Raw genomic sequence first — 21,843 nt, forward strand, 5'->3', positions numbered from 1 at the left:
ACGTTACTCCGCTGCTTCTGTGGATTCGTTCAGAATGGGCAATTGCATCTCAAAGACGGCGCCGCCGTCCTCGCCGTTGCGCGCGGTCAGTCGACCACCCAGTTCCGATACGATACCCGATGAGATGGCAAGGCCAAGGCCGACGCCATCACCGGGCAGTTTGGTTGTGTAAAAGGGCTCGAAAAGCGATTCCAGATCTTCGATCCCGGTTCCATTGTCGCGCACGGTCAGCGTGGCGGTTTCTCCAGAGGCGAGAATGATCTCGACCTGCGGGTCGTCCACGGACTTGGTGGCGTCAAGCGCGTTGCGCAAGAGGTTGACCAGAACCTGTTCGATCCGCATCCGGTCGCCCATGACGCGCACCGACCCGTTGGGCAGGATCTTGGTGATCTTGACGCGGCGCGATTTCAGTTGTGGTTCCATCATCGCCAGCGACGAGGCGAGCGCCTCTGACATGTCGACCGGGCTGAGTTGTTCCTGCCCTTTGCGGGCAAAGCTCTTGAGCTGGCGGGTGATTGCGCCCATGCGTTCGATCAGGTCGTCGATGCGGTGAAAGGCCGACAACGCCTCATCGGGGCGGTTGCGGCGCAGCAGCAGGCGCGCGCCCGCCAGATAGGTTTTCATTGCCGCCAGCGGCTGGTTCAGTTCGTGACTGACGGCGGCGGACATTTCCCCCAGCGCGGCCAGTTTCGACGATTGCGCCAGCGACTGTTCTGCGACGGCAAGGTTTTTCTGCACCCGCTCACGTTCCGCGATTTCGCGGCTGAGGCGGGCGTTCAGGGCGCGCAGTTCGGTGGCGTCGCGTTGAAACAGCGCCATCCGGATCGCGGACTGCCGCGACAAGGCGTAAAACACCAGAGCCGCCAACAGGGCAAAGCCCATGATCTCCAGCGCCAGCACCGCGTTCACCCGTTCGCGCACCGAGGTGTAGGTGGTGAAGGTGGTCAAGGTCCAGTTCTGGAACAGGATCTTGCCGTCGATGCGCATCACCGCCTCTCCGCGCAGATAGGCGTCGGCCTGTTGCGCGGTCCAGTCGGCGGTGGCGCGGATGGCGCGTTCGATGGCCCCCTCTGCGGGTTGGCGTTGCAGCGCCTCTTTCAGTTCCAGACCGCGCCAGCGCGGTTCGGTCGACAGGATGACCTTGCCTTCGGAATTGGTGACGATGACCGCGTCGGTGATCCGGGCCCAGTCGCCCTCGAACTTGGACAGATCGACCTCGACCATGATCACGCCGACGGTGTCGCCGCCGCTTTCCATGCGGCGGGCGTAGGAAAAGCTGTAGTTGCCAGCCTCTTGCGCGAGGGCCGTGAAGACGGTGGTGTTGGAGCGCAGCGCATCAAAGAAATAGGCCGCCTCGCGGTGGGATTCGCCCAGCCGGTTGCGGTCGGTGGCGGCGACGGCGCGGCCATCGCGGTCCAGCAGCATCAGGGAGGCGGCGCCGATCTCATCCGCGAAAGAGATCAGGCGTTGCGAGCTCTGCGAGAAGTCCTGAGAATTGAGCGCGGAGATCAGCGCCGGGTCACGCGCCAGAAGTTGCGGCACGATGGCGTTGCGGCGCAGTTCAGACAGCAGGTTGCCGGAATACAGCGCAAGGCGCAGTTCGGCGCGGTTGCGCGTCGTCTCGGTAAAACGTTCGGTCAGCAGCCAGTTGGTGATCCAGACGGTGCCCACCGCCGTCAGCAGCAACAGCACAAGCGAAATGCGCGCACGGCCCGAGAACGGGCCGGCGCGACGCAGACCAGACCTGGAGCCACTCATTGCCATGGAGGTCAGAATAGGCTGCGCGGGGCCGACCCTCAAGTCGGCTGCCGTCAGGCGCTGGTCAGGGCGCTGGTCAGATGGGCGAAAAGGCGCGCACCATCCTCGTTGCCGTGCGCCGCTTCGCTTGCACGTTCGGGGTGCGGCATCATGCCCAGCACGCGGCGGTTGGCCGACAGCACCCCGGCAATGTCGCGGGCCGAGCCGTTGGGGTTGTCGGTGTAGCGAAAGGCGACGCGGTCGTCGCCTTCGAGTCGGTCCAGCGTTGCGTCGTCGGCAAAGTAATTGCCGTCATGGTGCGCGATCGGCAGGGCGATTTCGGTGCCCGCCCCGTAGCCTTCGATATAGACCGACGGGGCCTCGGCGCGCAGGCCCACGGTGCGGCAGATGTATTTCAGACCGGCGTTGCGCAGCAGAGCGCCGGGCAGCAGGCCGGTTTCGGTCAGCACCTGAAAGCCGTTACAGATACCCAGCACATAGCCGCCACGGTCTGCATGGGCCTTGACCGCGCCGACAATCGGCGCGTTGGCCGCGATGGCCCCGCAGCGCAGGTAGTCGCCAAAGGAAAAGCCGCCGGGGATGCCGACGATGTCGATCCCGTCGGGCAAGGACGTGTCCTTGTGCCAGACCATATCGACCTGCAACCCGGCCTTTTCGAAGGCGCGGGCCAGATCACGGTCGCAGTTGGACCCGGGGAAAACGATGACGGCGGCTTTCATGGGTATACTCCCCTCGGTCTGGCGGATGCGCCCTGCCCTAACGGCCTTTGGCCGCTACGGCAAGACATTGGCGGGTCTGGAACTACCGGAACAGGCCCCGCCCAACAGGCCCCGGCCCCGTGCGTCCGGCAGGACGCCGGATCAGAGCGTTTCGATGCGGTAGCTTTCGATCACCGTATTGGCGAGCAGCTTGTCACACATCTCGGTCACGGTTGCCTCCGAGGTGCCGTCAGCCAGTTCCATCTCGATGACCTTGCCCTGACGGACGGACCCGACACCGGCAAAGCCAAGCGCCCCAAGCGCGTGGCGCACGGCCTCGCCCTGCGGATCCAGAACCCCGTCCTTGAGCATCACATGCACGCGCACTTTCATGATCGTCCCCTCGATTGCTTGCCGCGCAGGAACCGCATCACGCGCGGGAATGCAAGCGCAAAGAAAAACGCCGCCCCCGGAGGGGCGGCGCAATCGCAGTCCGTAAGGGCCGCTTATTCCTTGTTGCCGCGGCGGATCACGTTGCCGGCGTCGGCCTCGATCCGGAAGGTGCCAGCGGTGTTGCCTGTGAGATCGTTGTTCTCATAGGTGCCGCCGCCGCCTTCGCGCACGCGGATTGCCTCGTACACGTTCTTGGAGATCGTGTTGGCGCGGACAATTGGCGTGGACGCGCCCTTGACCGAGATCCCGTAAAAGGCGTTGCGGAAGATCTCGTTGTTTTCGATCACACCGTTGCCGCCGTCGTGGACGTAGATGCCCGACTGCTGACCGTCCCGCAGGGTGTTTTCATAGACCGCGGGGTTGGCGTTGGTCTTGATCTCGATCCCGGCGTAGGCATTGCCGTAGATCTCGTTTCCGGTGATGCGCGAGATGGCACCGTCGGACGTCATGATCCCGCCTTGCTGGCCATCGCGGACAGTGTTGCCGATGATCAGCGGATCGTCGGCGGCCTTCACCTCGATGCCCGAGAGGCCGTTGTTGTAGACGGTGTTGCCTTCGTAGTGGCCCTTGCCGCCTTCGTTGATGAAGATGCCCGAGCCGCCGCCATCGCGCATGGTGTTGCCGGTGACATAGGGATCGGCACCTTCCTTGACCTCAAGACCCGCAAGACTGTTGCCGTAGATCTCGTTGCCTTCGATGGTGGCCTTGCCGCCTTCGAACATGAAGATACCGCCCTGAGCACCGTCGCGGATGGTGTTGCGACGGATGGTGGCATCCTTGTTGTCGCGGATGGCCAGCACGGCCAGACCCTTGGAGCTGAGAACGCTGTCTTCGAGGATCAGCGACCCGGCGGCGAGGTGGAAGTTGAAGTACTTGCCGCCGTCCTGAAGGATCGTCATCCGGGCAATCCGGCCCGAGTCTGCCGTCCAGCGCACCGCGTTGTCATCGGCCACTTTCAACACGATGTCAGACACCGGACCGACCCCGACGATTTCCAGCGGCTTCGATACGTCGATGCCACGGGTATAGGTGCCGGGATAGACCTCGATCCGGGTGTTCGGATCGGCGGAGGCCACGGCGTCGGCCAGATCGCGGTAGTCGCCGCCACCCGATGCCTTGACCGTCACCACGTTGACGCTGAGATCAGGCTTGGGCGTGGTGGTGACCTGCCCCGGACCTTCGATATTGCCGATGCGGATCACATTGCCGGCGTCAGCCTCGATACGGAAGGTGCCGGCGGCGTTGCCCGACAGGTCATTGCGCTCATAGGTGCCGCCGCCGCCTTCGCGGACGCGGATCGCCTCGTAGACGTTGTTGGCGATGGTGTTGGAGCGCACGACAGGTTTGGAGTCGCCCTTGACCGAGATGCCGTAAAAGGCGTTGCGGATGATCTGGTTGTTCTCGATCACACCGTTGCCGCCATCGTGGATGTAGATACCGGACTGCTGACCGTCGCGCAGGATGTTCTCGTAGACCTGCGGGTTGGCACCGGTCTTGATCTCGATCGAGGCATAGGCGTTGCCGTAGATCTCGTTCTTGGTGATGCGCGACACCGCCGCGTCAGAGGTCATGATGCCGCCCTGCTGGCCGTCGCGGATGGTGTTGCCAGAGATCAGCGGGTTGTCGGCGGCCTTTACCTCGATGCCGGACAGCGCGTTGTTGAAGACGGTGTTGCCCTCGTACCGGCCCTTGCCGCCTTCGTTGATAAAGATGCCCGAGCCGCCGCCGTCACGCATGGTGTTGCCCTTGACGATGGGGTCGGAGCCTTCCTTGACCTCAAGCGCGGCAAGCGAGTTGCCGAAGAAGGTGTTGTCTTCGATCAGCGCCTTGCCGCTTTCGAACATGAAGATACCGCCCTGCGCGCCGTCGCGGATGGTGTTGCGACGGATGGTGGCCCCGCTGTTGTTGCGGATGGCCAGCACGGCCAGACCCTTGGAGGTCAGGTCACTGTCCTCAAGGATCACCGAGCCTGCGGCGAGATGGAAGTTGAAGAACTTTCCGCCGTCCTGCGCGATGGTCATGTTGGCGATGCGGCCCGACTCGGCGGTCCAGCGGACAGAGTTGTCCTCAGAGACCTTCAGGACGATGTCGCGCTTGTTGCCGATACCGACAATTTCCAGCGGCTTCGACACTTTGATGCCACGGGTGTAGGTGCCCGGATAAACCTCGATCCGGGTGCCGGGATCGGCTGCCGCGATGGCATCAGCCAGTTCGGAATAGTCACCGCCCGAGGCCTTGACCGTCAGCAGGGGCCCATCGATTTCCTTGGGCTTGACGATGTCGGTGTCTTTGCCCGGCTTGACCGGGACGCCGCACTCACGCTCGATGATGCGCTGCGCCATGCCGGCAAAGGTATGGTCGCCGCACTCTGCGGCATAGGCCTCATACCCGGCACAGCCAAGGATCTTGGCCTCGGCCCACATCGCCGAACAGGCGTTGACCTGCGGCGTCGGCTTGGGGGTCGGGGTGGGTGTCGGGGTCGGGCCTTTTGTCGGTCCGGTCGAGGCCTTCAGCACCCGGCTTTGCGGCAGGATCCGGGTCATCGGGATCGCCATGTTAAAGCCGGAGCGGCTGTCGCCCGCATGGTGCAGGCCGACGACGCGCTTGTCGGACAGGCGAATGACCGGCGAGCCGGAGTTACCGCCCAGCGTGTCGCAGCTGTGCATCAGCTTGCCCTCGGCAGAGATGGCCGGGTTGGCGGCGGCACAACCTTCGCGGCTGATGTGCATGGCCTGCCCCTGCGGGTGGCCGATGATCCAGAGGAATTCGCTGTCTTCGGGATCCTCTTCGGCGAGTTCCAGCATCCCGTATTTGGTCGACGGATTGCCGAAAACGCGCAGCACCGTGTAGTCCAGCTCGCGGCTGGTTTCGATGATCTGCGGGCTGACGGTGTAGCGGTCGACCCCTTCCGAGCTGCCGGGCTTGATAAAGCCGGCCACGAATTGTGCCGCCTGCACGCCGCTGTCGCGCCCCGTCGGGTCGCCGTCCATGCCGGGAATGCAGTGGTGGTTGGTCAGGATGTGCTGGTCATCGACGATGAAGGCCGTGCAAAACGCGGTCTTTCCGTTGGTGAACAGCATGTCCAGACGACCGATCGGGCGGCCCAGTTTGATGATCGGGCTGTTTTCGCCGTATTTGATGATCGGTTCGTTCTGGTAATCTCCGAAGGCCTGTTCAAAGACCAGACCATCCCCGCCAGCGGACTGGCGTGGTTGAATGATGATCTTTCCGAAATCCGTTGGATCGAACTCTGCGGGAGCTGTTTGCGCGGCGGCTTGGCCGCCGGCAACCGCCCCTGCACAAAGTGCGAGTGCTGAGATGAGTAGACGCATGACAATGTCCCCGTTGGCAAGAATACAGTTTGAACGTACCGTGACCGTGCCCCTGCCGCCAAGTAAAGAATTCCTTGCCTTTCTGGACGCGGCAGCAGGGAAACCGGGTGTTTCCGGCCACGATTTCGGTTTTTTCCACAATGGAAACAATCGCGGAAACAGCGGCGTAGTGCGCCGCTGTCCGGTTCCGGTCACTGATACGTGATCAGCGCCCCGCAGCGGCGGCCAGTTGTTCCAGTGCGCGCCGCGTGGTTGGCCCAAAGGCCCCGTCGACGTCCCGGCTGGACAGGTATCCGCGATTGACCAGTTCAAGCTGGATCGCCCGCGTAGTCCCCCCCGGCAGTTTGTGCAGCTGGGTGATCGGATGGGCATAGCCGTCAGCGATGGACTCGACAAGCAAGGCCCCGGCCCGCGCGTGATCCACGCGCACCGCCCGCCCGAGGCTGTAATACACCCCCAGCGAGAACTTGCCCTGCGGATAACCCGCATTGGTCGTCTCATGGTACAGCGCGATGGCCTTGTCATAGTCCTTACGGACGCCCAGCCCGCTGTTGTAGACCACGCCCAGCGAATAGCGCGCCGGGATGAACCGGTCCATGCGCGGATTCTCAAGGATGCGAACCGCCTCGTCATACCGCTTGCGGTCGATCAGCGCCCGGGCCAGCCCGTAATACACCGCCGGGTCATCACTGACCTTGCGTGCGGCACTACAGGCCAATTCTGCCGATCCGGCGTCAAAATCCTCACGCGACACACCGGCAATCCCCTCGACCGCGAACATCGGCATGGCGACCTCAAGGCAGCGGGTGACGATGGCCGGGCGCGCGGTGGTGGATTCCGCCGTCGCCCGCAGCGCGGCCACCTTGACCTCTGTCTCGGCGAATTGTTCGCGCGCGCTGGCGGTGCGGGCTGCGACCTGCCCCAGCCAATCCGACGACAGGTCGGCGTTGCCTTCAATCCGCAACAGCGCCGCTGTCACGTCAGCCTCTGTCTTGGCGTCCGGCAGCGTGGCCAGCGTGGTCGAGATGGTATCGGTAAAGCGCTGCATGCCGTCGACACGGCTTTTCATCCGCCGCGCCTCTCCGGACAGTCCGCGCGCCAAGGCCTCCCACAGGGCGGAAATCTCGGCGCTGGCCGGGCCGGCCTCATTTTTCGCCGCCGACGCCTGCGCATAGGCGTCGCGGATCAGGACCTCATGCACCGCATAATGCTCCAGCGCCTCGATCCCGGCCTTGCGGGCAGCGGAGAGATGGGCGCGCGACGCGGTCTGCGCCTGCTGGATCTTGCTGCGCAAGGCGATGGCCGCCGACGTGTCGGTCTGATCCTTGACCGCGTCCTGCAACAACACGACCACGGTTGCCTCACCTTCGGTAAAGAGCTTGTCGACGACGGTCTTGCGCGCCACGACAAAGGCCAGCCGCTCGCGGCTGGACTCGGACAAGGTAGAGGTGCGTTTGGTGACCGAATCCACCTCTGCCTCTGTCGTCGCGCCGCGCAGGGTGTCTATCAGGCGGTCCATGTCCTCCAGCATACGCGGCATGACCTGCGCCCGAGCGCGGGCCTCTGACAGGGTGCTGTCGATCTGGTCGGCGACGCCGCGCCACAGGCCTGCCACCTCGGCACTGCCGGGTTTGAACGAGGATTCCGCGTCCCCAGCCCGCGCCCGCGCGCGGGTCAGCGTGCCTTGCAGGCTGCGCACCGCCCGTTCGGCGGCAGCGCTTTCCTTGGAAATCTCGGCGCGCTGCCGCTCTGCGGTTTCCAGCGCCTTGGCAATTTCGGTCTTTAGCCGTTCGTCGGCAGGGTCCGGTCCGCCGGTGGGCGGTGTTGTCGCGACATCCGTCTTGCACGACCGCTCGGCCAGACCGCGCGCCAGCGGGGCCAGAACGTGATCGCCGCATTGCGACAGAAAGGTCTGATAGCCAAGGCACCCATGCTGTTCCGCCGCGCCCCACAACACCTCGCACGCGCCTTTGGGGGCCTGCGGCGGCTCGACCGGACCGGCGGGCGCGGCCGCCTTGAGGATCTTGCTGTTCGCCAGAATGCGTTTCATCGGAATGGCAAAGTTGAATCCGGTGCGGCTATCACCCGCGTGGTGCAGCGCCACGACCTGCCGGTCGGAAATCCGGAACACCGGAGAGCCGGAATTGCCGCCCAGCGTGTCGCAGCTATGCACCACCTTGCCCTCGGTCGAGACCGGCGGATCGGCAGCGGCACAGCCTTCGCGGCTGATGTGTTGGGCCTGCCCCTGCGGATGGCCAATGATCCAGAGGAATTCCGAGCTTTCGGGATCGGCGTCGGCCAGTTCGACCGTGCCGTAACGGGCAGACGGGTCGCCAAAGACGCGCAGCACCGAGTAGTCCAGCGGCGCGCTGGTTTCCAACGCCTGAAGCTGTACCTGAAATTTTTCGGCGGTGTCAGGATGGGCCGCATCGACATAGCCCGCCACGAATTGCGCCGCCTGAACCCCCGGATCACCGACGCCGGGGATACAGTGATTGTTGGTCACAAGGTGTTCATTATCAACGATAAAGGCGGTGCAATAGCCGGTCTTGCCATTACCATAGAGCACATCCAGCCGCCCGACCGGACGGCCAAGGCGACGTGCAATGCTTTTCTCGCCGTATGAGATGACGGGTTCGTTCTGGTAGTCGCCAAAGGCCTGTTCCAGAACAAAGCCGGTGCCTGCGGATTGCCGTTTGGCGACGACGATCTTGCCGAAATCCGACGGGTCAAATTCGACCGGTTGCGCGTGCAGCGGTGCGGCAAGGAGGGCCAGGGCAAGCGAGGTCACAAGGGATCGGCGCATCATGGCAATCGCTCCGGCAAAAGGGCTTTGCCCGAGCATACCCGGTCGGGTGCCGTTGCGCCAAGTCCGGAATACATGTCCCGCCTTGGGGGACTTCTGGAACGGGCCATCCCTGCGGCCCGCCCGAACTGGCGTGGCGACAGGCGCGCCGCGCCTGTCTGTCGTCAGTTGATCAGCTTGGGCTTTGCCATGTGCGTGGCCTGCTTGGGCATCACACCCAGACGGCGCGCGACCTCTGTATAGGCATCCGCAAGGCTGCCAAGGTCATGGCGAAACACGTCTTTGTCCAGCTTCTGGCCAGTCTCGATATCCCACAAGCGGCAGCTGTCGGGCGAAATCTCATCCGCCACGATCAGGCGCTGATAGTCGCCGTCGTAGACGCGCCCGACCTCGATCTTGAAATCGACCAGACGGATGCCGACACCGTACATCAGCCCGGACATATAGTCGTTGACCCGCAGCGCCAGCGCCACGATGTCATCCATGTCCTGCTGGCTGGCCCAGCCAAACGCGCCGATGTGTTCCTCTGTCACCAAAGGATCGCCCAGCTTGTCGTCCTTGTAGCAGTATTCGACAATCGGGCGCGGCAAGGCGGTGCCCTCTTCGATGCCCAGACGCTTGGACAGCGACCCGGCGGCATAGTTGCGCACGATGATTTCCAGCGGGATGATCTCGCAGGCGCGGACCAGTTGTTCACGCATGTTGAGCCGCTTGATGAAATGCGTCGGCACGCCGATGCCGTTCAGGCCGACCATGAAATATTCGCTAAGGCGGTTGTTCAGAACGCCTTTGCCCTCGATCACGTCTTTCTTTTCGGCGTTGAAGGCGGTCGCGTCATCCTTGAAGTACTGCACGATGGTGCCCGGCTCTGGGCCTTCGTAAAGGATCTTCGCCTTGCCTTCGTAGATTTTCTTGCGCCGTGCCATGAGGGCCCTTTCCGGGAAACAACGAAACCGCGCCGAAGCGCGGTGTGCCGATGCCATAAGCCATGGGAGCCGCCGCTGCAAGAGACAGCCCGCCGCGCGCGGGCCGCAAACCAGAGCGGATGGCTTTTCGGTAGCGCAGTGCGCCTTGTCCTCGAAAGATTCATGGCCGCCGTGAGGCGGTTGAAATGGATTCGATGCCGCAGGCGGACTACGCAGCCTTGCGAAGCGGCCCCGGGGGCGGCATACCATGCACAAACCATTCTTCCCGAGGGAGCGAGAGCAATGACCACCTTCGATGACCGCGAAAACGCGTTCGAGAACAAATATGCGCATGACGAGGAAATGAAATTCCGGGCCGAAGCGCGCGCCAACAAGCTGCTGGGCCTTTGGGCGGCGGAACTGCTGGGCAAGACTGGCGAAGACGCCAGCAGCTATGCCATCGAGGTCGTCAAGGCGGACTTCGAGGAAGCGGGCCATGAGGACGTGGTGCGCAAGGTCGCGGGCGATCTGGGCGACAAGGCCACAGCGGATGAGATCCGCGCCAAACGCGGCAGCCTGCTGATCATCGCCAAGGACCAGATCATGAAAGAGGTCTGACCGGCCCGCCACCGCACCAAGGATCAAGGCCGGCCCGCTGTGGCCGGCCTTTTCCATGGCGCCCCCAACAGAAACCCGAACAGCCGCCCCTTGCCCGACCCGACCTTTCTTGCCCTTCAGAGCTTCTTCTTGGTGACAAATACTCCGGGGGGGACGCCCGCAGGGCGGCGGGGGCAGCGCCCCCTTTTCCGTCACTGGACATTTTCGAGGCGCTCTGCACAGATGCGTGGCGGAACGGACAGGACCATTTCCCATGCACGATACCCTGCGCGGCTGCCTCTGGATGACGGGCGCCATCGCCTCCTTTACCGTGATGGCCATTGCCGGGCGGGCGGTCAGCCTTGACCTCGACACGTTTGAAATCATGCTGTTTCGCTCGATCATCGGCATCGCCATCGTCGTGGGCGTCGCGGGGCTGGCGGGCCGTCTGGGCGACATCACCCGCCGCCGCATGGGCACCCATCTGCTGCGCAACATCTTTCATTTCTCGGGGCAGAACCTGTGGTTCTACTCGATCACCGCGATCCCGCTGGCGCAGGTCTTTGCGCTGGAATTCACCTCGCCGTTCTGGGTCATGGTGCTGAGCGCGCTGATCCTGTCAGAGCGGCTGACCCCCAATCGCGTCGCCGCCGCGGTGGTGGGCTTTATCGGTATTCTGATCGTCACCCGGCCGTCGCCGGAAACCGCCCATATCGGCCAATTGACCGCCGCCCTTGCGGCCATCGGCTTTGCCGGGTCGGCGGTCTATACCCGGCTGCTGACGCGCACCGAAAAGATCACCTGCATCCTGTTCTGGCTGACGGTCATGCAGGCGGCCTTTGGCCTGATCTGCGCCGGCATCGACGGCGACATCGCCCTGCCCTCTGCCGTCAGCCTGCCTTGGGTTGTGCTGATCGCCTTTGCCGGGTTGGTTGCGCATTTCTGCCTGACCACGGCGCTGTCGCTGGCCCCGGCCACGGTGGTCATGCCGATTGATTTCGCCCGCTTGCCGGTGATCGCGATTGTCGGCGTGCTGCTGTACACTGAACCGCTGGACCCGCTGGTGCTGGTCGGGGCGTTGGTGATCTTTGGCGCGAACTACGCCAATATCTGGTTTGAAACCCGCAAACGGGCGTGATGCCAAATGGTTAACGCGCGCGCCCCTATTCTTTTGGGCTGTTACAAAAACGTGACGCTACGTTCCCGGCGCAAAGGGTGACGTCCCGTCAAAGATTGACCGAACAGCCATCTCCCCCATACGTTTTGTCGCAGGAGACACCCCACACTCAGGGGATGAGGGATAAAAAAATGAAGAATATGCTTGTGGGGGCCAGCGTGCTGGCCTTGACCACCGGGTCGGCTTTTGCCGCCGGACTCGATCGCTCGGGACAGAGCGCGTCTGCCATCTTTGCCGCTGACGGCAGCACCGCGCTGACCTTTGGGTTGGTGACGCCTTCGGTAACCGGCACCGACGCGGGTGGGGCCAGCTATGATGTCGCCAAACGCTATTCGCAGACCGGACTGACGTTTACCAAATCGGTCAACGAGCAGTTCAACTGGGCGTTCATCGTGGACAAGCCTTATGGCGTCGACGTCGATTACAACGCCGACCCGCTGACTTCCGCCTTGGGCGGGACAAAGGCGGACCTCAACAGCAACGCGATGACCATCGTCGGCCGCTACAAGATCACCGACCGCATCAGCGTCTTTGCAGGCATCGGCGCGCAAAGCATCGACGCAGAGGTTTCGCTGAACGGTCAGGCCTATGCAGGCGCCATCGCGACCGCCGGTGTGGCGGGCACCGTGCCCGGCCTGGATCCGGCGACGTTGGGGGCCGCTCTGGCCGGTGACATTGCTGCCGCCACGCTGATCGACACCACCTATGGCGCGGGCACCACCGCCGCACTGGGCGGAGCGGTTGCAGGCGTGGTCGGCGGTTTCAACGCCACCGGCGGCTATGCCTTCCGGATGAAGGAATCCACCAGCCCGAACTACCTGATCGGCGCGGCCTACGAGATCCCCGATATCGCCCTGCGCATCGCGGGCACCTATCGGTTTGAAACCAAGCATACCGCAACCATCAGCGAAGACCTGCTTGGCACCACTTTCGACGGCACCACACCGGGCTACGATGATGAGATCGACTATGTCTCACCGCAAAGCTTTAACCTTGAGTTCCAGACCGGGATCGCCGCGGGCACCCTGCTGACCGCCTCTTATCGCTGGACAGAGTTTTCGGCGGTGGACATCGTTCCGTCGCGGCTGGGCAGCGATCTGGTGAACCTTGACGATGCGCACCGCTTTACGCTGGGTGTGGCCAAGCGGTTCAATGATCGTTTCGCGGGATCGGTGACGCTCAGCTATGAGCCGCCCACCGGCAACCGGACCGTGTCGCCGCTGGGGCCGACCGACGGGCTTAAGGGGATTTCCTTTGGTGGCCAGTTCACCGAAGGCCCGGTCAAGATCTCTGGCGGGATCAACTATTCCTGGCTGGGCGATGCAGACGCCGGGGTCGCCGGGATCAAGGCCGCCGAGTTCCGCGACAACCACGCTGTCGGCATCGGGTTCAAGGCCGAAGTGACCTTCTGACCCTCCTGCCTTTCAGGCATCACGACAGGGAAACGCCCGGAGCCAGATGGTTCCGGGCGTTTCTTTTTCGGCGGACGATGAAACCGCATTTTCCGGATCGCCTGCGCGAAGGCGCGAGGGTATCCACGTGCCATGACACAGACCTCCCTTTCCCCCCGCGCCTGGGCCGAACTGGTCCTGCTGAGCCTGATCTGGGGCGGCTCCTTTCTGGCGATCCGCACCGCACTGGATGAGATCGGCCCGCTGACCTCGGTGCTGTTCCGCACCGTCATCGCCGCTGCCGTGCTTTGGCCGGTGATCCTGTTGCGCGGCATTCCCTTGCCCAAGGGGCGGCGGGTCTGGGTCGGGCTGTTCGGGATGGGGTTGCTGAACAACGCCATTCCGTTTTCGCTGATGGCATGGGGGCAGTTGCATATCCCCACTGGCCTGACCTCGATCCTGAACGCGACGACGGCGATCTTTGGCGTGGTTGTGGCCGCGATGGTCTTTGCCGATGAGCGTCTGACGCGGCGCAAGGCGCTGGGGGTCGGTCTGGGGTTTGCCGGTGTCGTGACCGCCATCGGGCCGGCTGCGCTGTTGACGCTTGACCTGACCTCGACCGCGCAACTGGCGGTGATTGCAGGGACATTTTCATATGCCTGCGCGGGGGCATGGGCACGGATCCGGCTAAGCGGGCTGGCACCGTTGGCCGCTGCCGCCGGGATGCTGACTTGCTCTGCCGCGATCATGCTGCCGCTGACGTTGATGACAGAGGGCGTGCCCTCTCTGGCCCTTGCCCCGGCCACGTGGGGCGCGATCCTGTACTATGCGCTGATCGCCACGGCGCTGGCCTATCTGCTGTATTACCGAGTGCTGGCGATGGCCGGGTCGGGCAACCTGCTGCTGGTGACGCTGCTGATCCCGCCGACCGCCATCTTGCTGGGTGCGCTGGTGCGTGGCGAAGAGCTGCACACCGGGGCCTATGCCGGGTTGGCACTGCTGGCTTTGGGTCTCAGCGTGCTGGACGGTCGGCTATACGCGCGCATGGTCAGGGTTTGACGCCGCGCCGCGCCGCGCGTAGGTCATCCTGAAACCGGTTTTCAGGGAAAGACTTGCGATGCTCTACCCCAATGCCCGCGCGTGGCGCGATGCGCCGAAGAAACGCGTGGTCCTCTTTGCCATGTCGGGTTTGGGAAAGACCCATGTCTCGAACCTGTTGCGCGGCACCGGCAACTGGTTCCACTACTCGATCGATTACCGCATCGGCACCCGCTACATGGGCGAATACATCGTCGACAACGCCAAGCGGCACGCGATGCAGGTGCCGTTCCTGCGCGACCTTCTGATGACGGACTCGATCTACATCGGGTCGAACATCTCGTTCCATAACCTGACGCCGGTCTCAACCTATCTGGGCAAGCCCGGCAACCCGGACAAGGGCGGCATGCCGATGCCCGAATACCGCCGCCGACAGGCCCAGTTCGAACGCGCGGAACGGCAGGCGCTGCTGGACACCGAATACTTTACCTCGCGCGCCCAAGACCTCTATGGCTATCCGCATTTCATCTGCGACACCGGCGGCAGCATTTGTGAATGGGTCGATCCAGACGATCCCGACGATGAGATCCTGACCGCGCTCAGCCAGCAGGCGCTGATGGTCTGGATTCGCGGCTCTGACGCCCATACCGATGAATTGATCCGCCGCTTTGACAAGGCCCCGAAACCGATGGCCTATCGCCCGGATTTCCTTGCCGCTGGATGGGCCGCCTATCTGGCCGAGACCGGCCTGACAGAGGACAAGGTCGACCCCGACGCCTTTATCCGCTGGACCTACGCGCGCGCGCTGGCGCACCGCCAGCCACTGTATGAAGGCATGGCGCAGAAATGGGGCGTGACCGTCGAGGCCGAAGACATGGCCCGCGTTCAAAGCGAGGAAGACTTCACCAATCTGATCGCCCGCGCCCTGCCCGGCTAGGTCTGTACCCGCACGCGCCTTGTCCCGCCCCCGCCGATCCCCTATCTAACCGCTTCGCCGCAACAGGACCCCTGACATGCCCATCAAGCTGCCCTCCGACCTGCCCGCCTTTGACGTGCTCATGCGCGAGGGCGTCATGGTCATGGCAGAAGAGCACGCCGCGCGTCAGGACATCCGGCCGCTGCGCATCGGGTTGCTGAACCTGATGCCCAAGAAGATTCAGACAGAGAACCAGTTTTGTCGGCTGATCGGCGCGACGCCGCTACAGATCGAACTGTCGCTGATCCGGATGAGCGAGCATCAGGCCAAGAACACCGCCGCCGAGCACATGGAGAACTTTTACCGTCCCTTCTCGGACGTGGCCGAGAGCGGAGAAAAGTTCGACGGTCTGATCATCACCGGCGCACCGATCGAACATCTGCCCTTTGAAGACGTCACCTATTGGGACGAGCTGTGCCAGGTCTTTGACTGGACGCAAACCCATGTCCATTCCACCTTTGGCGTCTGCTGGGGCGGGATGGCGATGATCAACCATTTCCACGGGGTGAAAAAACACCTGCTGGACGCCAAGGCCTTTGGCGCGGTGCGGCACCAGAATCTGGCACCTGCCTCGCCTTATCTGCGCGGCTTTTCCGACGATATGGTGATCCCGGTCTCACGCTGGACCGAGATCCGCCGCGAAGAAGTGGCCGCCGCAGGTCTGCCGATCCTGATCGATTCGACCGACACCGGCCCCTGTCTGGTCGAGGACCCATGCCACCGGGCACTGTATATCTTCAACCATCTGGAATACGACAGCAGCACGCTAAAAGAAGAGTATGACCGCGACATCGAGGCCGGCAAGACGATCAACGTACCCGCCAACTACTATCCCGATGACAACCCCGCCCTGCCGCCGCAGAACCGCTGGCGCAGCCACGCGCACCTGCTTTACGGCAACTGGATCAATGAGATCTACCAGTCGACTCCGTTTGAGCTATCCTCCATCGGGACGGCCCGCTGACGGGCCGACAGGCGACACAGGACGAAAGCGGTGCTGCGCATGATCGGAACGCTCCTTATCGCGTCGCTGCTGGGCGGCGGCGTCTTTGTGCAGTGGCGTGCCGGCGCACGAGAGGCGGCGGCGCTGGACCGTTGGCCCGCCGTGGGGGCCTTTGTCGAGGTGGACGGCGTGCCGGTCCACTACGTCCAACAAGGCAGCGGGCCGGATCTGGTGCTGCTGCACGGGGCCAGCGGCAACTTGCGCGACTTTACCTTCGATCTGTTGGACAAGCTGGCGCAGGATTACCGCGTGACGGTCTTTGACCGGCCCGGACTGGGCCACAGCGGGCGGCGCGAGGTGCATCGCGGCGCGTTCAACACCAAGGCCGAGACACCGCAGGAACAGGCCGCGCTGCTTGCCGCCGCCGCCAGCCAGTTGGGCATCGAAAGACCCATTGTCGTTGGCCATTCCTTTGGCGGGGCCGTGGCAATGGCATGGGGTCTGGACCACGACGCGGCGGCGCTGGTCACGCTGGGCGGGGCGATCATGCCGTGGCCCGGCGAACTGGACTTTCAATACCGGCTGCTTGGCAACGCCTTTGGTGGCGCGCTGGTCGCGCCTTTGGTCACCGCGTTCCTTGATCCGATGGGCACCCGCGATGCGGTCGAGGGGATTTTTGCCCCGCAAACCATGCCCGAAGGCTATCTTGCCCACATCGGCCCCGGTCTCAGCCTGCAACGTCACGTGATCCGTGCCAACGGGCGACAGGTCTATCAGTTGCGCGCCGCACTGACCGACATGTCCGACCGCTATTCCACCCTCGACCTGCCGGTCGAACTGTTGCACGGCACAGCGGACAAGACCGTGTGGTTCGACATTCACGCCGAGGGAGCGGCAAAGCTGTTGCCCGATGCGCAATTGACCGCGTTGCCGGACGTCGGCCACATGCCACAACACGCCCGCCCCGGCGCGGTGATAGAGGCGATCCACCGCGCCGCCGCGCGGGCCGGACTGCGGTGATCGCGCCCGGCCCGAATGGTTTGCGTTAATCCGATTAACATCCCATAGTACCGGTCACTTAGACCGACGGAGGCCCCAAATGACGCTCCCTTTCGACGGCGCGATTTCCAGCTTTTACCAGAACGACGCGCCGAAACCGGTGCGTGAGGCGATCACCCGTGCCGACAAGGACGACATCCTTGATACCAGCTATCCCTATTCCGAGGGCATGAAGACCAAGACCTACGACAAGGAAATGGAACGTCTTCAGATCGAACTGGTCAAGATGCAGGCCTGGGCCAAGAACACCGGCGCGCGCATCGCCATGGTCTTTGAGGGCCGCGATGCCGCTGGCAAGGGCGGCACGATCAAACGGTTCCGGATGAACCTGAACCCGCGCGGCGCGCGCGTTGTGGCGCTTGGCAAACCCTCAGACCGCGAAGCGACGCAGTGGTATTTCCAGCGCTACATCGACCATCTGCCCGCCGCCGGTGAAATCGTCTTTTTTGACCGCTCCTGGTACAATCGGGGTGTGGTCGAGCATGTCTTCGGCTTTTGCGACAACGAACAGCGCGAGCATTTCTTTACGCAGGTGCCCGACTTTGAGAAAATGTTGGTGGATGAAGGCATTCACCTGTTCAAGTTCTGGCTGAACGTCGGGCGCGCCGAACAGCTGCGCCGCTTTCTCAAACGCGAGAGCGATCCGTTGAAACAGTGGAAGCTCAGCAATATCGACGTCGAGGGGCTGGCGAAATGGGATGCCTATTCCACCGCCATCCAAGAAACGCTGGCCCGCAGCCACACATCCGCCGCGCCCTGGACGGTGATCCGGTCGGACGACAAGAAACGCGCGCGTCTGGCCGCCATCCGGCACCTGCTCAGCCATCTGGACTATACCCAAAAGGACCCCAAGGCCCTCGGCGCGGTCGACACGAACATCTTGGGCGGGCCGGAGATCTGGGAGGCCTGAGGGCCGCCCGCGCGCGATGATGATCAAGAAACGCGGATATCACCACGGCAATCTGCGCCAAGCGCTGGTCGATGCCGCGCTGAAGCTGATCGAGGAAAAAGGCCCCACCGGCTTTACCCTCTCGGAGGCGGCAAAACAGGCGGGCGTCACGCCGGCCGCCGTGTACCGGCATTTCTCGGGGCGTGAAGATCTGATCGCAGAGGCCGCGCTGCAGGGCTATGAGATTTTTGCCGACGTGATGGACTACGCCTACAAAAAGGGTCAGCCGTCGGATCTGGCGGCGTTTGAGGCGACGGGCCGCGCCTATCTGGCCTTTGCCCGCAAATACCCCGGCCACTACATCGCGATGTTCGAATCGGGTGTCTCGGTGAACCATTCGCCGGAACTCGCGGCGGTCTCTGCCCGCGCGCGCGGCGTTCTGGAAAAGGCAGCGGAACGGCTGTCGCAGCATATCCCACCGGAAAAACGCCCGCCTCCGGCGATGTTTTCGGCCCATATCTGGGCGCTGTCGCATGGGGTGGTTGAGCTTTTTGCACGCAATTCCCCCGGCAGCCAGGCCCCCTTTCCGCCCGAGGACCTGCTGGAGACCGGCATCGGCGTCTACCTGCGCGGGCTGGGCCTGTTGCCCGCCGACAAATGAGCCGCGACCACACCGCCGCTTTGGGCTAGAACCCCATTGGCAGAGACGATGGAGCGACAATGACGAAAACCTTCTTTCTCGGCCTTGGCGGTCAGAAATGCGGATCGTCCTGGATACAGGCCTATCTGGCGCGGCAGGCGGGGTCCGATTTCGGGCGCTTGGGCGAATATCAGGCTTGGGAACACCGGCTGGGCGGCGTCTTTGCCCGCTACCGCGCACCAGAGCCGTCGTTTCTGGGCAAACTGCGCGCGCGGACCAAGGTCGCGCTTGGCGCGCCGGAACCCGCCGCCCACCTGCGCTGGCGTCTGCAAAGCGATGAGACTGCCTACTTCGACTATTTCGCGGGGCTTCTGAACCAACCCGGCGTGACCCGCACCGGTGATGTCACCCCGTCGTATTCGGCGCTCCCAGCCGAAGTTTTGGCGCATCTGCGCGATGGATTCTCGACACGAGGTATCACCGTCAAGATCTTGTTTTCCGTGCGTGATCCTGTGGATCGCCTGCGCTCACACCTGCGGATGGAGATGGAAAAGGGCCGCCGTGCCGAAAGCGCCGAGAACGATGCACCGCTGGCCGAGTTCTATGCCACGCCAGAGGCCGAGGCACGCGCGCGTTATGACCTGACACTGGAGGCCATCGAGGCGGTTTTTGCCCCCGAGGACCGCTTTGTGACGCCGTTCGAGACGCTCTTTACCGCCAACGGAATTGCGGACCTGTCGCGCTTTGCCGGTGTTCCGGTCGATCCGCAGGCAGGCATGCGCGCGGTCAACAGCCGCGCCAAAGGATCCGGTGTCTCTGAGGGACTTGAGGCCGAAATCGCCCGCCACTATGCCACCGTTTACAAGGCCGTGGCCCAACGCCTGCCACAGATCGCCGAGGTCTGGCCCTCCGCGCGTTTCGCGCTTACCAGCGCGAGTTAGAGGCTGCGCTTACCAGCGCATGAGACCACAGTTGATCAACTGCTGCGGCCCCTCATAAGCCACCGAATTCTCATCCAGAAACCCGTTCTCGGCGCCACGCATCTTTTCCAGCAATTGGGCGTAGTAGCGATATTTCGCAGCGGCATTGGCATGTGCGCCCCATTGCGTCGCGCGTGCGATCTTGTCCGCGAACTGCGCGGTAAAGACAAAATGCGCCACGGTCAGCAAGACATCGGGCGATGGCGGCAGATTGCCATAGTGCGACCCGGTCAGACGGCTATTTGCGTCGCGACGGACCAAGGGCGTCTTGTGCCGGGGAGATTTTTGAAATTCCTGCGCCTTCTTTTCCCGTGAAGGCATCCAGAGCCGATGCCACCCGCGGCGGACCACTTTAGGTTCAACGGAAAACCTCTTGAAAAGGCGCGCTGTTTTCGACTTCCCCTTCAAGTCCGGCTGACTGCCACGGCGCAAGTCCACCAGTTGCTCTGCCTGAAAATACGGATAGGCCGCGATCAAATCCGCAAAGCTTTGCGGCAGCCCGCCCTCCAGCCCCGAGGTTGAGGCCGGAAAAAACTCCACCACCGAGGCCACCGCCGAAGGCGCGCCCTCGGACGCCAAGCGCGCGACCACCTCACCAATCGACGCCACCCCCGGTGGCAGGATCAGAAACTCATCCGCATCCACATAACCGACAAAAGCGCCGTCAAAGAACAGATGCGGCAGCGAGATCTTGAAATAGGTGCCCGCCCGTTCCTCCCGCATCACTCCATCAGGATCGCGATACCGGAGCACAGCGCCGAAACTGAAGTCGGACTGCATGACAATCACATCCGGCTGCGCCGACAGATACTCATATGACCCATCGTCCGAGGCATCGTCCCAGATCAGGAACTGCTGAAACCCGATCCCGCGATGGTGGTCCAACCACGCCGGCAGGAACCCCATCTCATTCTTCATCGTGGAAAACAGGGTCAGACGCGCCGGGTCCACCTGACCCGACACCACCCGCGCCAACCGGCCCGCATCCTCGATCCCGACGGTGTCCATCCACGCCCCCAGCTTCTTCTGTCTTCAAATATCCCGGGGGGCTTGCCGCAGGCAAGCGGGGTCTTTTTTTTTGCAAACTGGGTCAAGTCCAATCGACGTCCCCCACAAACCAAAAAAAGAAGGGGCCCCAAAGGGCCCCTGCAATTGGATTGTCCGAAACGAATTAACGCTTCGAGAACTGGAAGGAACGACGCGCTTTGCGCTTACCGAACTTCTTACGTTCAACGACACGGCTATCGCGGGTCAGGAAGCCTGCCGCCTTCAGCGCGCCGCGCAGGCTGGGGTTGTACAGCTGCAGCGCCTTCGAGATGCCGTGCTTGACCGCACCGGCCTGACCGGTCAGGCCGCCGCCCTTGACGGTTGCCATGACGTCGAATTCACCTTCGACACCGGCAACCTGCATCGGCTGGCGCAGGATCAGTTGCAGAACCGGACGGGCAAAGTACTTGTCCATGTCCTTGCCGTTCACAACGACTTTGCCCGAGCCCGGCTTGATCCAGACGCGGGCAACCGCGTCCTTCCGCTTGCCGGTGGCATAAGAGCGACCCAATTCGTCACGAACCGGCTCACGCAGAGCCTCTTCCATGACCACAACATCTTCGACGCCCGCAGCGGCGCCCAGCTCTTCGAGAGAGTTGATCTGATCAGCCATTATTTCGACACCCGGGTGTTCTTGGAGTTCATCGTTTTCACGTCCAGAACCTCGGGGTTCTGGGCCTCGTGCGGGTGCTCGGCACCGGCGTAGATACGCAGGTTGGTCAGCACCTGACGCGACAGGCGGTTGCCCGGCAGCATGCGCTTGACGGCCTGAAGGACCACGCGCTCGGGGTGGGCCCCCTCGAGGATCTGCGCCTTGGTGCGCGATTTGATCCCGCCGGGGTGGCCGGTGTGCCAGTAAAAGTGCTCTTCGCGCTTCTTGCCGGTCAGCTGGATCTTGTCCGCATTGACGATGATGACGTTGTCACCCATGTCCATGTGAGGCGTGAAGGAAGGCTTGTGCTTGCCGCGCAGGCGCGTGGCGACGATCGAGGCGAGACGGCCCAGAACGATGCCTTCGGCGTCGATCACGATCCATTTCTTGTCGATGTCTGCCGGAGTTGCAGAGTAGGTTTTCATGACGTTACTTGTCCGTTCGATTGAGAAGGGCCAAGGCATGCGCCCCGGCCCGAAATCCGATTGCGCTGTTATACGCA

Annotated in this window: 20 protein-coding genes; 11 read left to right on the forward strand and 9 right to left on the reverse strand. The window is 63.1% G+C overall.

The window, feature by feature from the left end:
• Window positions 1-3: 3 nt before the first annotated feature.
• The 4 genes from VOI21_RS05900 to VOI21_RS05915 all read right to left on the reverse strand — a co-directional run bounded on the left by VOI21_RS05900 (window position 4) and on the right by VOI21_RS05915 (window position 6,241).
• Window positions 4-1,764 (reverse strand): sensor histidine kinase, encoded by a 1,761-nt coding sequence (locus VOI21_RS05900; RefSeq protein ID WP_416358958.1) that lies wholly within the window; start codon window positions 1,762-1,764, stop codon window positions 4-6.
• Window positions 1,765-1,811: 47 nt separating this feature from the next.
• On the reverse strand, window positions 1,812-2,477 hold the full coding sequence (purQ, locus tag VOI21_RS05905) for a phosphoribosylformylglycinamidine synthase subunit PurQ (protein ID WP_323768696.1): 666 nt from the start codon (window positions 2,475-2,477) through the stop codon (window positions 1,812-1,814).
• A 141-nt stretch (window positions 2,478-2,618) separates the two neighbouring features.
• The gene (gene purS / locus VOI21_RS05910; RefSeq protein WP_323768698.1) at window positions 2,619-2,849 is read right to left on the reverse strand and encodes a phosphoribosylformylglycinamidine synthase subunit PurS; all 231 of its coding nucleotides are present in this window, start codon (window positions 2,847-2,849) and stop codon (window positions 2,619-2,621) included.
• Window positions 2,850-2,962: 113 nt separating this feature from the next.
• The gene (locus VOI21_RS05915) at window positions 2,963-6,241 is read right to left on the reverse strand and encodes a right-handed parallel beta-helix repeat-containing protein (protein WP_323768700.1); all 3,279 of its coding nucleotides are present in this window, start codon (window positions 6,239-6,241) and stop codon (window positions 2,963-2,965) included.
• Here VOI21_RS05915 and VOI21_RS05920 point away from each other — a divergent pair.
• Window positions 6,240-6,446 (forward strand): hypothetical protein, encoded by a 207-nt coding sequence (locus VOI21_RS05920; RefSeq protein WP_323768702.1) that lies wholly within the window; start codon window positions 6,240-6,242, stop codon window positions 6,444-6,446. The two genes, VOI21_RS05915 and VOI21_RS05920, sit on opposite strands and share 2 nt — an antisense overlap.
• On the opposite strand, the gene VOI21_RS05925 is transcribed toward VOI21_RS05920, so the two are convergent.
• Both VOI21_RS05925 and purC read right to left on the reverse strand, forming a co-directional pair.
• Window positions 6,447-9,050, reverse strand: coding sequence for a trypsin-like peptidase domain-containing protein (locus VOI21_RS05925; protein ID WP_323768704.1), 2,604 nt, complete (start codon window positions 9,048-9,050; stop codon window positions 6,447-6,449). It lies immediately after the preceding gene.
• A gap of 161 nt (window positions 9,051-9,211) precedes the next feature.
• The gene (purC, locus tag VOI21_RS05930) at window positions 9,212-9,973 is read right to left on the reverse strand and encodes a phosphoribosylaminoimidazolesuccinocarboxamide synthase (protein WP_094035802.1); all 762 of its coding nucleotides are present in this window, start codon (window positions 9,971-9,973) and stop codon (window positions 9,212-9,214) included.
• A 282-nt stretch (window positions 9,974-10,255) separates the two neighbouring features.
• On the opposite strand from purC, the gene VOI21_RS05935 reads away from it, so the two are divergent.
• The 10 genes from VOI21_RS05935 to VOI21_RS05980 all read left to right on the forward strand — a co-directional run bounded on the left by VOI21_RS05935 (window position 10,256) and on the right by VOI21_RS05980 (window position 19,603).
• Entirely contained in the window at window positions 10,256-10,570 is a 315-nt protein-coding gene (locus VOI21_RS05935; RefSeq protein ID WP_323768707.1) for a DUF1476 domain-containing protein, read from the forward strand.
• Between the two features lie 253 nt (window positions 10,571-10,823).
• Entirely contained in the window at window positions 10,824-11,687 is an 864-nt protein-coding gene (locus VOI21_RS05940; protein ID WP_323768709.1) for a DMT family transporter, read from the forward strand.
• A gap of 170 nt (window positions 11,688-11,857) precedes the next feature.
• On the forward strand, window positions 11,858-13,138 hold the full coding sequence (locus VOI21_RS05945; RefSeq protein WP_323768711.1) for an outer membrane protein transport protein: 1,281 nt from the start codon (window positions 11,858-11,860) through the stop codon (window positions 13,136-13,138).
• A 132-nt stretch (window positions 13,139-13,270) separates the two neighbouring features.
• Window positions 13,271-14,176, forward strand: coding sequence for a DMT family transporter (locus VOI21_RS05950; protein ID WP_323768713.1), 906 nt, complete (start codon window positions 13,271-13,273; stop codon window positions 14,174-14,176).
• 58 nt (window positions 14,177-14,234) lie between these two features.
• Entirely contained in the window at window positions 14,235-15,092 is an 858-nt protein-coding gene (locus VOI21_RS05955; protein WP_323768715.1) for an ATPase, read from the forward strand.
• Window positions 15,093-15,168: 76 nt separating this feature from the next.
• Window positions 15,169-16,095 (forward strand): homoserine O-acetyltransferase/O-succinyltransferase family protein, encoded by a 927-nt coding sequence (locus tag VOI21_RS05960; RefSeq protein ID WP_323768717.1) that lies wholly within the window; start codon window positions 15,169-15,171, stop codon window positions 16,093-16,095.
• A 39-nt stretch (window positions 16,096-16,134) separates the two neighbouring features.
• Window positions 16,135-17,094 carry an alpha/beta hydrolase gene (locus tag VOI21_RS05965; RefSeq protein ID WP_323768719.1) on the forward strand — a complete coding sequence of 320 codons (960 nt, stop codon included), beginning with the start codon at window positions 16,135-16,137 and terminating at the stop codon, window positions 17,092-17,094.
• Window positions 17,095-17,173: 79 nt separating this feature from the next.
• The gene (gene ppk2, locus VOI21_RS05970; protein WP_323768721.1) at window positions 17,174-18,043 is read left to right on the forward strand and encodes a polyphosphate kinase 2; all 870 of its coding nucleotides are present in this window, start codon (window positions 17,174-17,176) and stop codon (window positions 18,041-18,043) included.
• A 19-nt stretch (window positions 18,044-18,062) separates the two neighbouring features.
• Window positions 18,063-18,683 (forward strand): TetR/AcrR family transcriptional regulator, encoded by a 621-nt coding sequence (locus VOI21_RS05975; RefSeq protein WP_323769263.1) that lies wholly within the window; start codon window positions 18,063-18,065, stop codon window positions 18,681-18,683.
• Between the two features lie 59 nt (window positions 18,684-18,742).
• Window positions 18,743-19,603 carry a sulfotransferase family protein gene (locus VOI21_RS05980; RefSeq protein ID WP_323768723.1) on the forward strand — a complete coding sequence of 287 codons (861 nt, stop codon included), beginning with the start codon at window positions 18,743-18,745 and terminating at the stop codon, window positions 19,601-19,603.
• Window positions 19,604-19,612: 9 nt separating this feature from the next.
• On the opposite strand, the gene VOI21_RS05985 is transcribed toward VOI21_RS05980, so the two are convergent.
• The 3 genes from VOI21_RS05985 to rplM form a co-directional block, all read right to left on the reverse strand.
• A complete protein-coding gene (locus VOI21_RS05985) occupies window positions 19,613-20,650 on the reverse strand; it encodes a glycosyltransferase family 2 protein (protein ID WP_323768725.1) in 1,038 nt (345 codons plus the stop codon).
• Window positions 20,651-20,813: 163 nt separating this feature from the next.
• On the reverse strand, window positions 20,814-21,302 hold the full coding sequence (gene rpsI, locus VOI21_RS05990; protein ID WP_323768727.1) for a 30S ribosomal protein S9: 489 nt from the start codon (window positions 21,300-21,302) through the stop codon (window positions 20,814-20,816).
• Window positions 21,302-21,766, reverse strand: a complete 465-nt coding sequence (gene rplM, locus VOI21_RS05995; RefSeq protein ID WP_323768729.1) for a 50S ribosomal protein L13 — start codon at window positions 21,764-21,766, stop codon at window positions 21,302-21,304. Before rplM ends, rpsI begins: the two co-directional genes overlap by 1 nt.
• Window positions 21,767-21,843: the final 77 nt, after the last annotated feature.

The organism is Antarctobacter sp., assembly GCF_034670325.1.
Taxonomy (GTDB): domain Bacteria; phylum Pseudomonadota; class Alphaproteobacteria; order Rhodobacterales; family Rhodobacteraceae; genus Antarctobacter.

Bases quoted from the DNA above. Each gene is read 5' to 3' on its own strand.
- VOI21_RS05900 (WP_416358958.1), bottom strand. From the start codon at position 1,764: ATGGCAATGAGTGGCTCCAGGTCTGGTCTGCGTCGCGCCGGCCCGTTC.
- purQ (WP_323768696.1), bottom strand. From the start codon at position 2,477: ATGAAAGCCGCCGTCATCGTTTTCCCCGGGTCCAACTGCGACCGTGAT.
- purS (WP_323768698.1), bottom strand. From the start codon at position 2,849: ATGAAAGTGCGCGTGCATGTGATGCTCAAGGACGGGGTTCTGGATCCG.
- VOI21_RS05920 (WP_323768702.1), top strand. From the start codon at position 6,240: ATGACAATGTCCCCGTTGGCAAGAATACAGTTTGAACGTACCGTGACC.
- VOI21_RS05915 (WP_323768700.1), bottom strand. From the start codon at position 6,241: ATGCGTCTACTCATCTCAGCACTCGCACTTTGTGCAGGGGCGGTTGCC.
- VOI21_RS05925 (WP_323768704.1), bottom strand. From the start codon at position 9,050: ATGATGCGCCGATCCCTTGTGACCTCGCTTGCCCTGGCCCTCCTTGCC.
- purC (WP_094035802.1), bottom strand. From the start codon at position 9,973: ATGGCACGGCGCAAGAAAATCTACGAAGGCAAGGCGAAGATCCTTTAC.
- VOI21_RS05935 (WP_323768707.1), top strand. From the start codon at position 10,256: ATGACCACCTTCGATGACCGCGAAAACGCGTTCGAGAACAAATATGCG.
- VOI21_RS05940 (WP_323768709.1), top strand. From the start codon at position 10,824: ATGCACGATACCCTGCGCGGCTGCCTCTGGATGACGGGCGCCATCGCC.
- VOI21_RS05945 (WP_323768711.1), top strand. From the start codon at position 11,858: ATGAAGAATATGCTTGTGGGGGCCAGCGTGCTGGCCTTGACCACCGGG.
- VOI21_RS05950 (WP_323768713.1), top strand. From the start codon at position 13,271: ATGACACAGACCTCCCTTTCCCCCCGCGCCTGGGCCGAACTGGTCCTG.
- VOI21_RS05955 (WP_323768715.1), top strand. From the start codon at position 14,235: ATGCTCTACCCCAATGCCCGCGCGTGGCGCGATGCGCCGAAGAAACGC.
- VOI21_RS05960 (WP_323768717.1), top strand. From the start codon at position 15,169: ATGCCCATCAAGCTGCCCTCCGACCTGCCCGCCTTTGACGTGCTCATG.
- VOI21_RS05965 (WP_323768719.1), top strand. From the start codon at position 16,135: ATGATCGGAACGCTCCTTATCGCGTCGCTGCTGGGCGGCGGCGTCTTT.
- ppk2 (WP_323768721.1), top strand. From the start codon at position 17,174: ATGACGCTCCCTTTCGACGGCGCGATTTCCAGCTTTTACCAGAACGAC.
- VOI21_RS05975 (WP_323769263.1), top strand. From the start codon at position 18,063: ATGATCAAGAAACGCGGATATCACCACGGCAATCTGCGCCAAGCGCTG.
- VOI21_RS05980 (WP_323768723.1), top strand. From the start codon at position 18,743: ATGACGAAAACCTTCTTTCTCGGCCTTGGCGGTCAGAAATGCGGATCG.
- VOI21_RS05985 (WP_323768725.1), bottom strand. From the start codon at position 20,650: ATGGACACCGTCGGGATCGAGGATGCGGGCCGGTTGGCGCGGGTGGTG.
- rpsI (WP_323768727.1), bottom strand. From the start codon at position 21,302: ATGGCTGATCAGATCAACTCTCTCGAAGAGCTGGGCGCCGCTGCGGGC.
- rplM (WP_323768729.1), bottom strand. From the start codon at position 21,766: ATGAAAACCTACTCTGCAACTCCGGCAGACATCGACAAGAAATGGATC.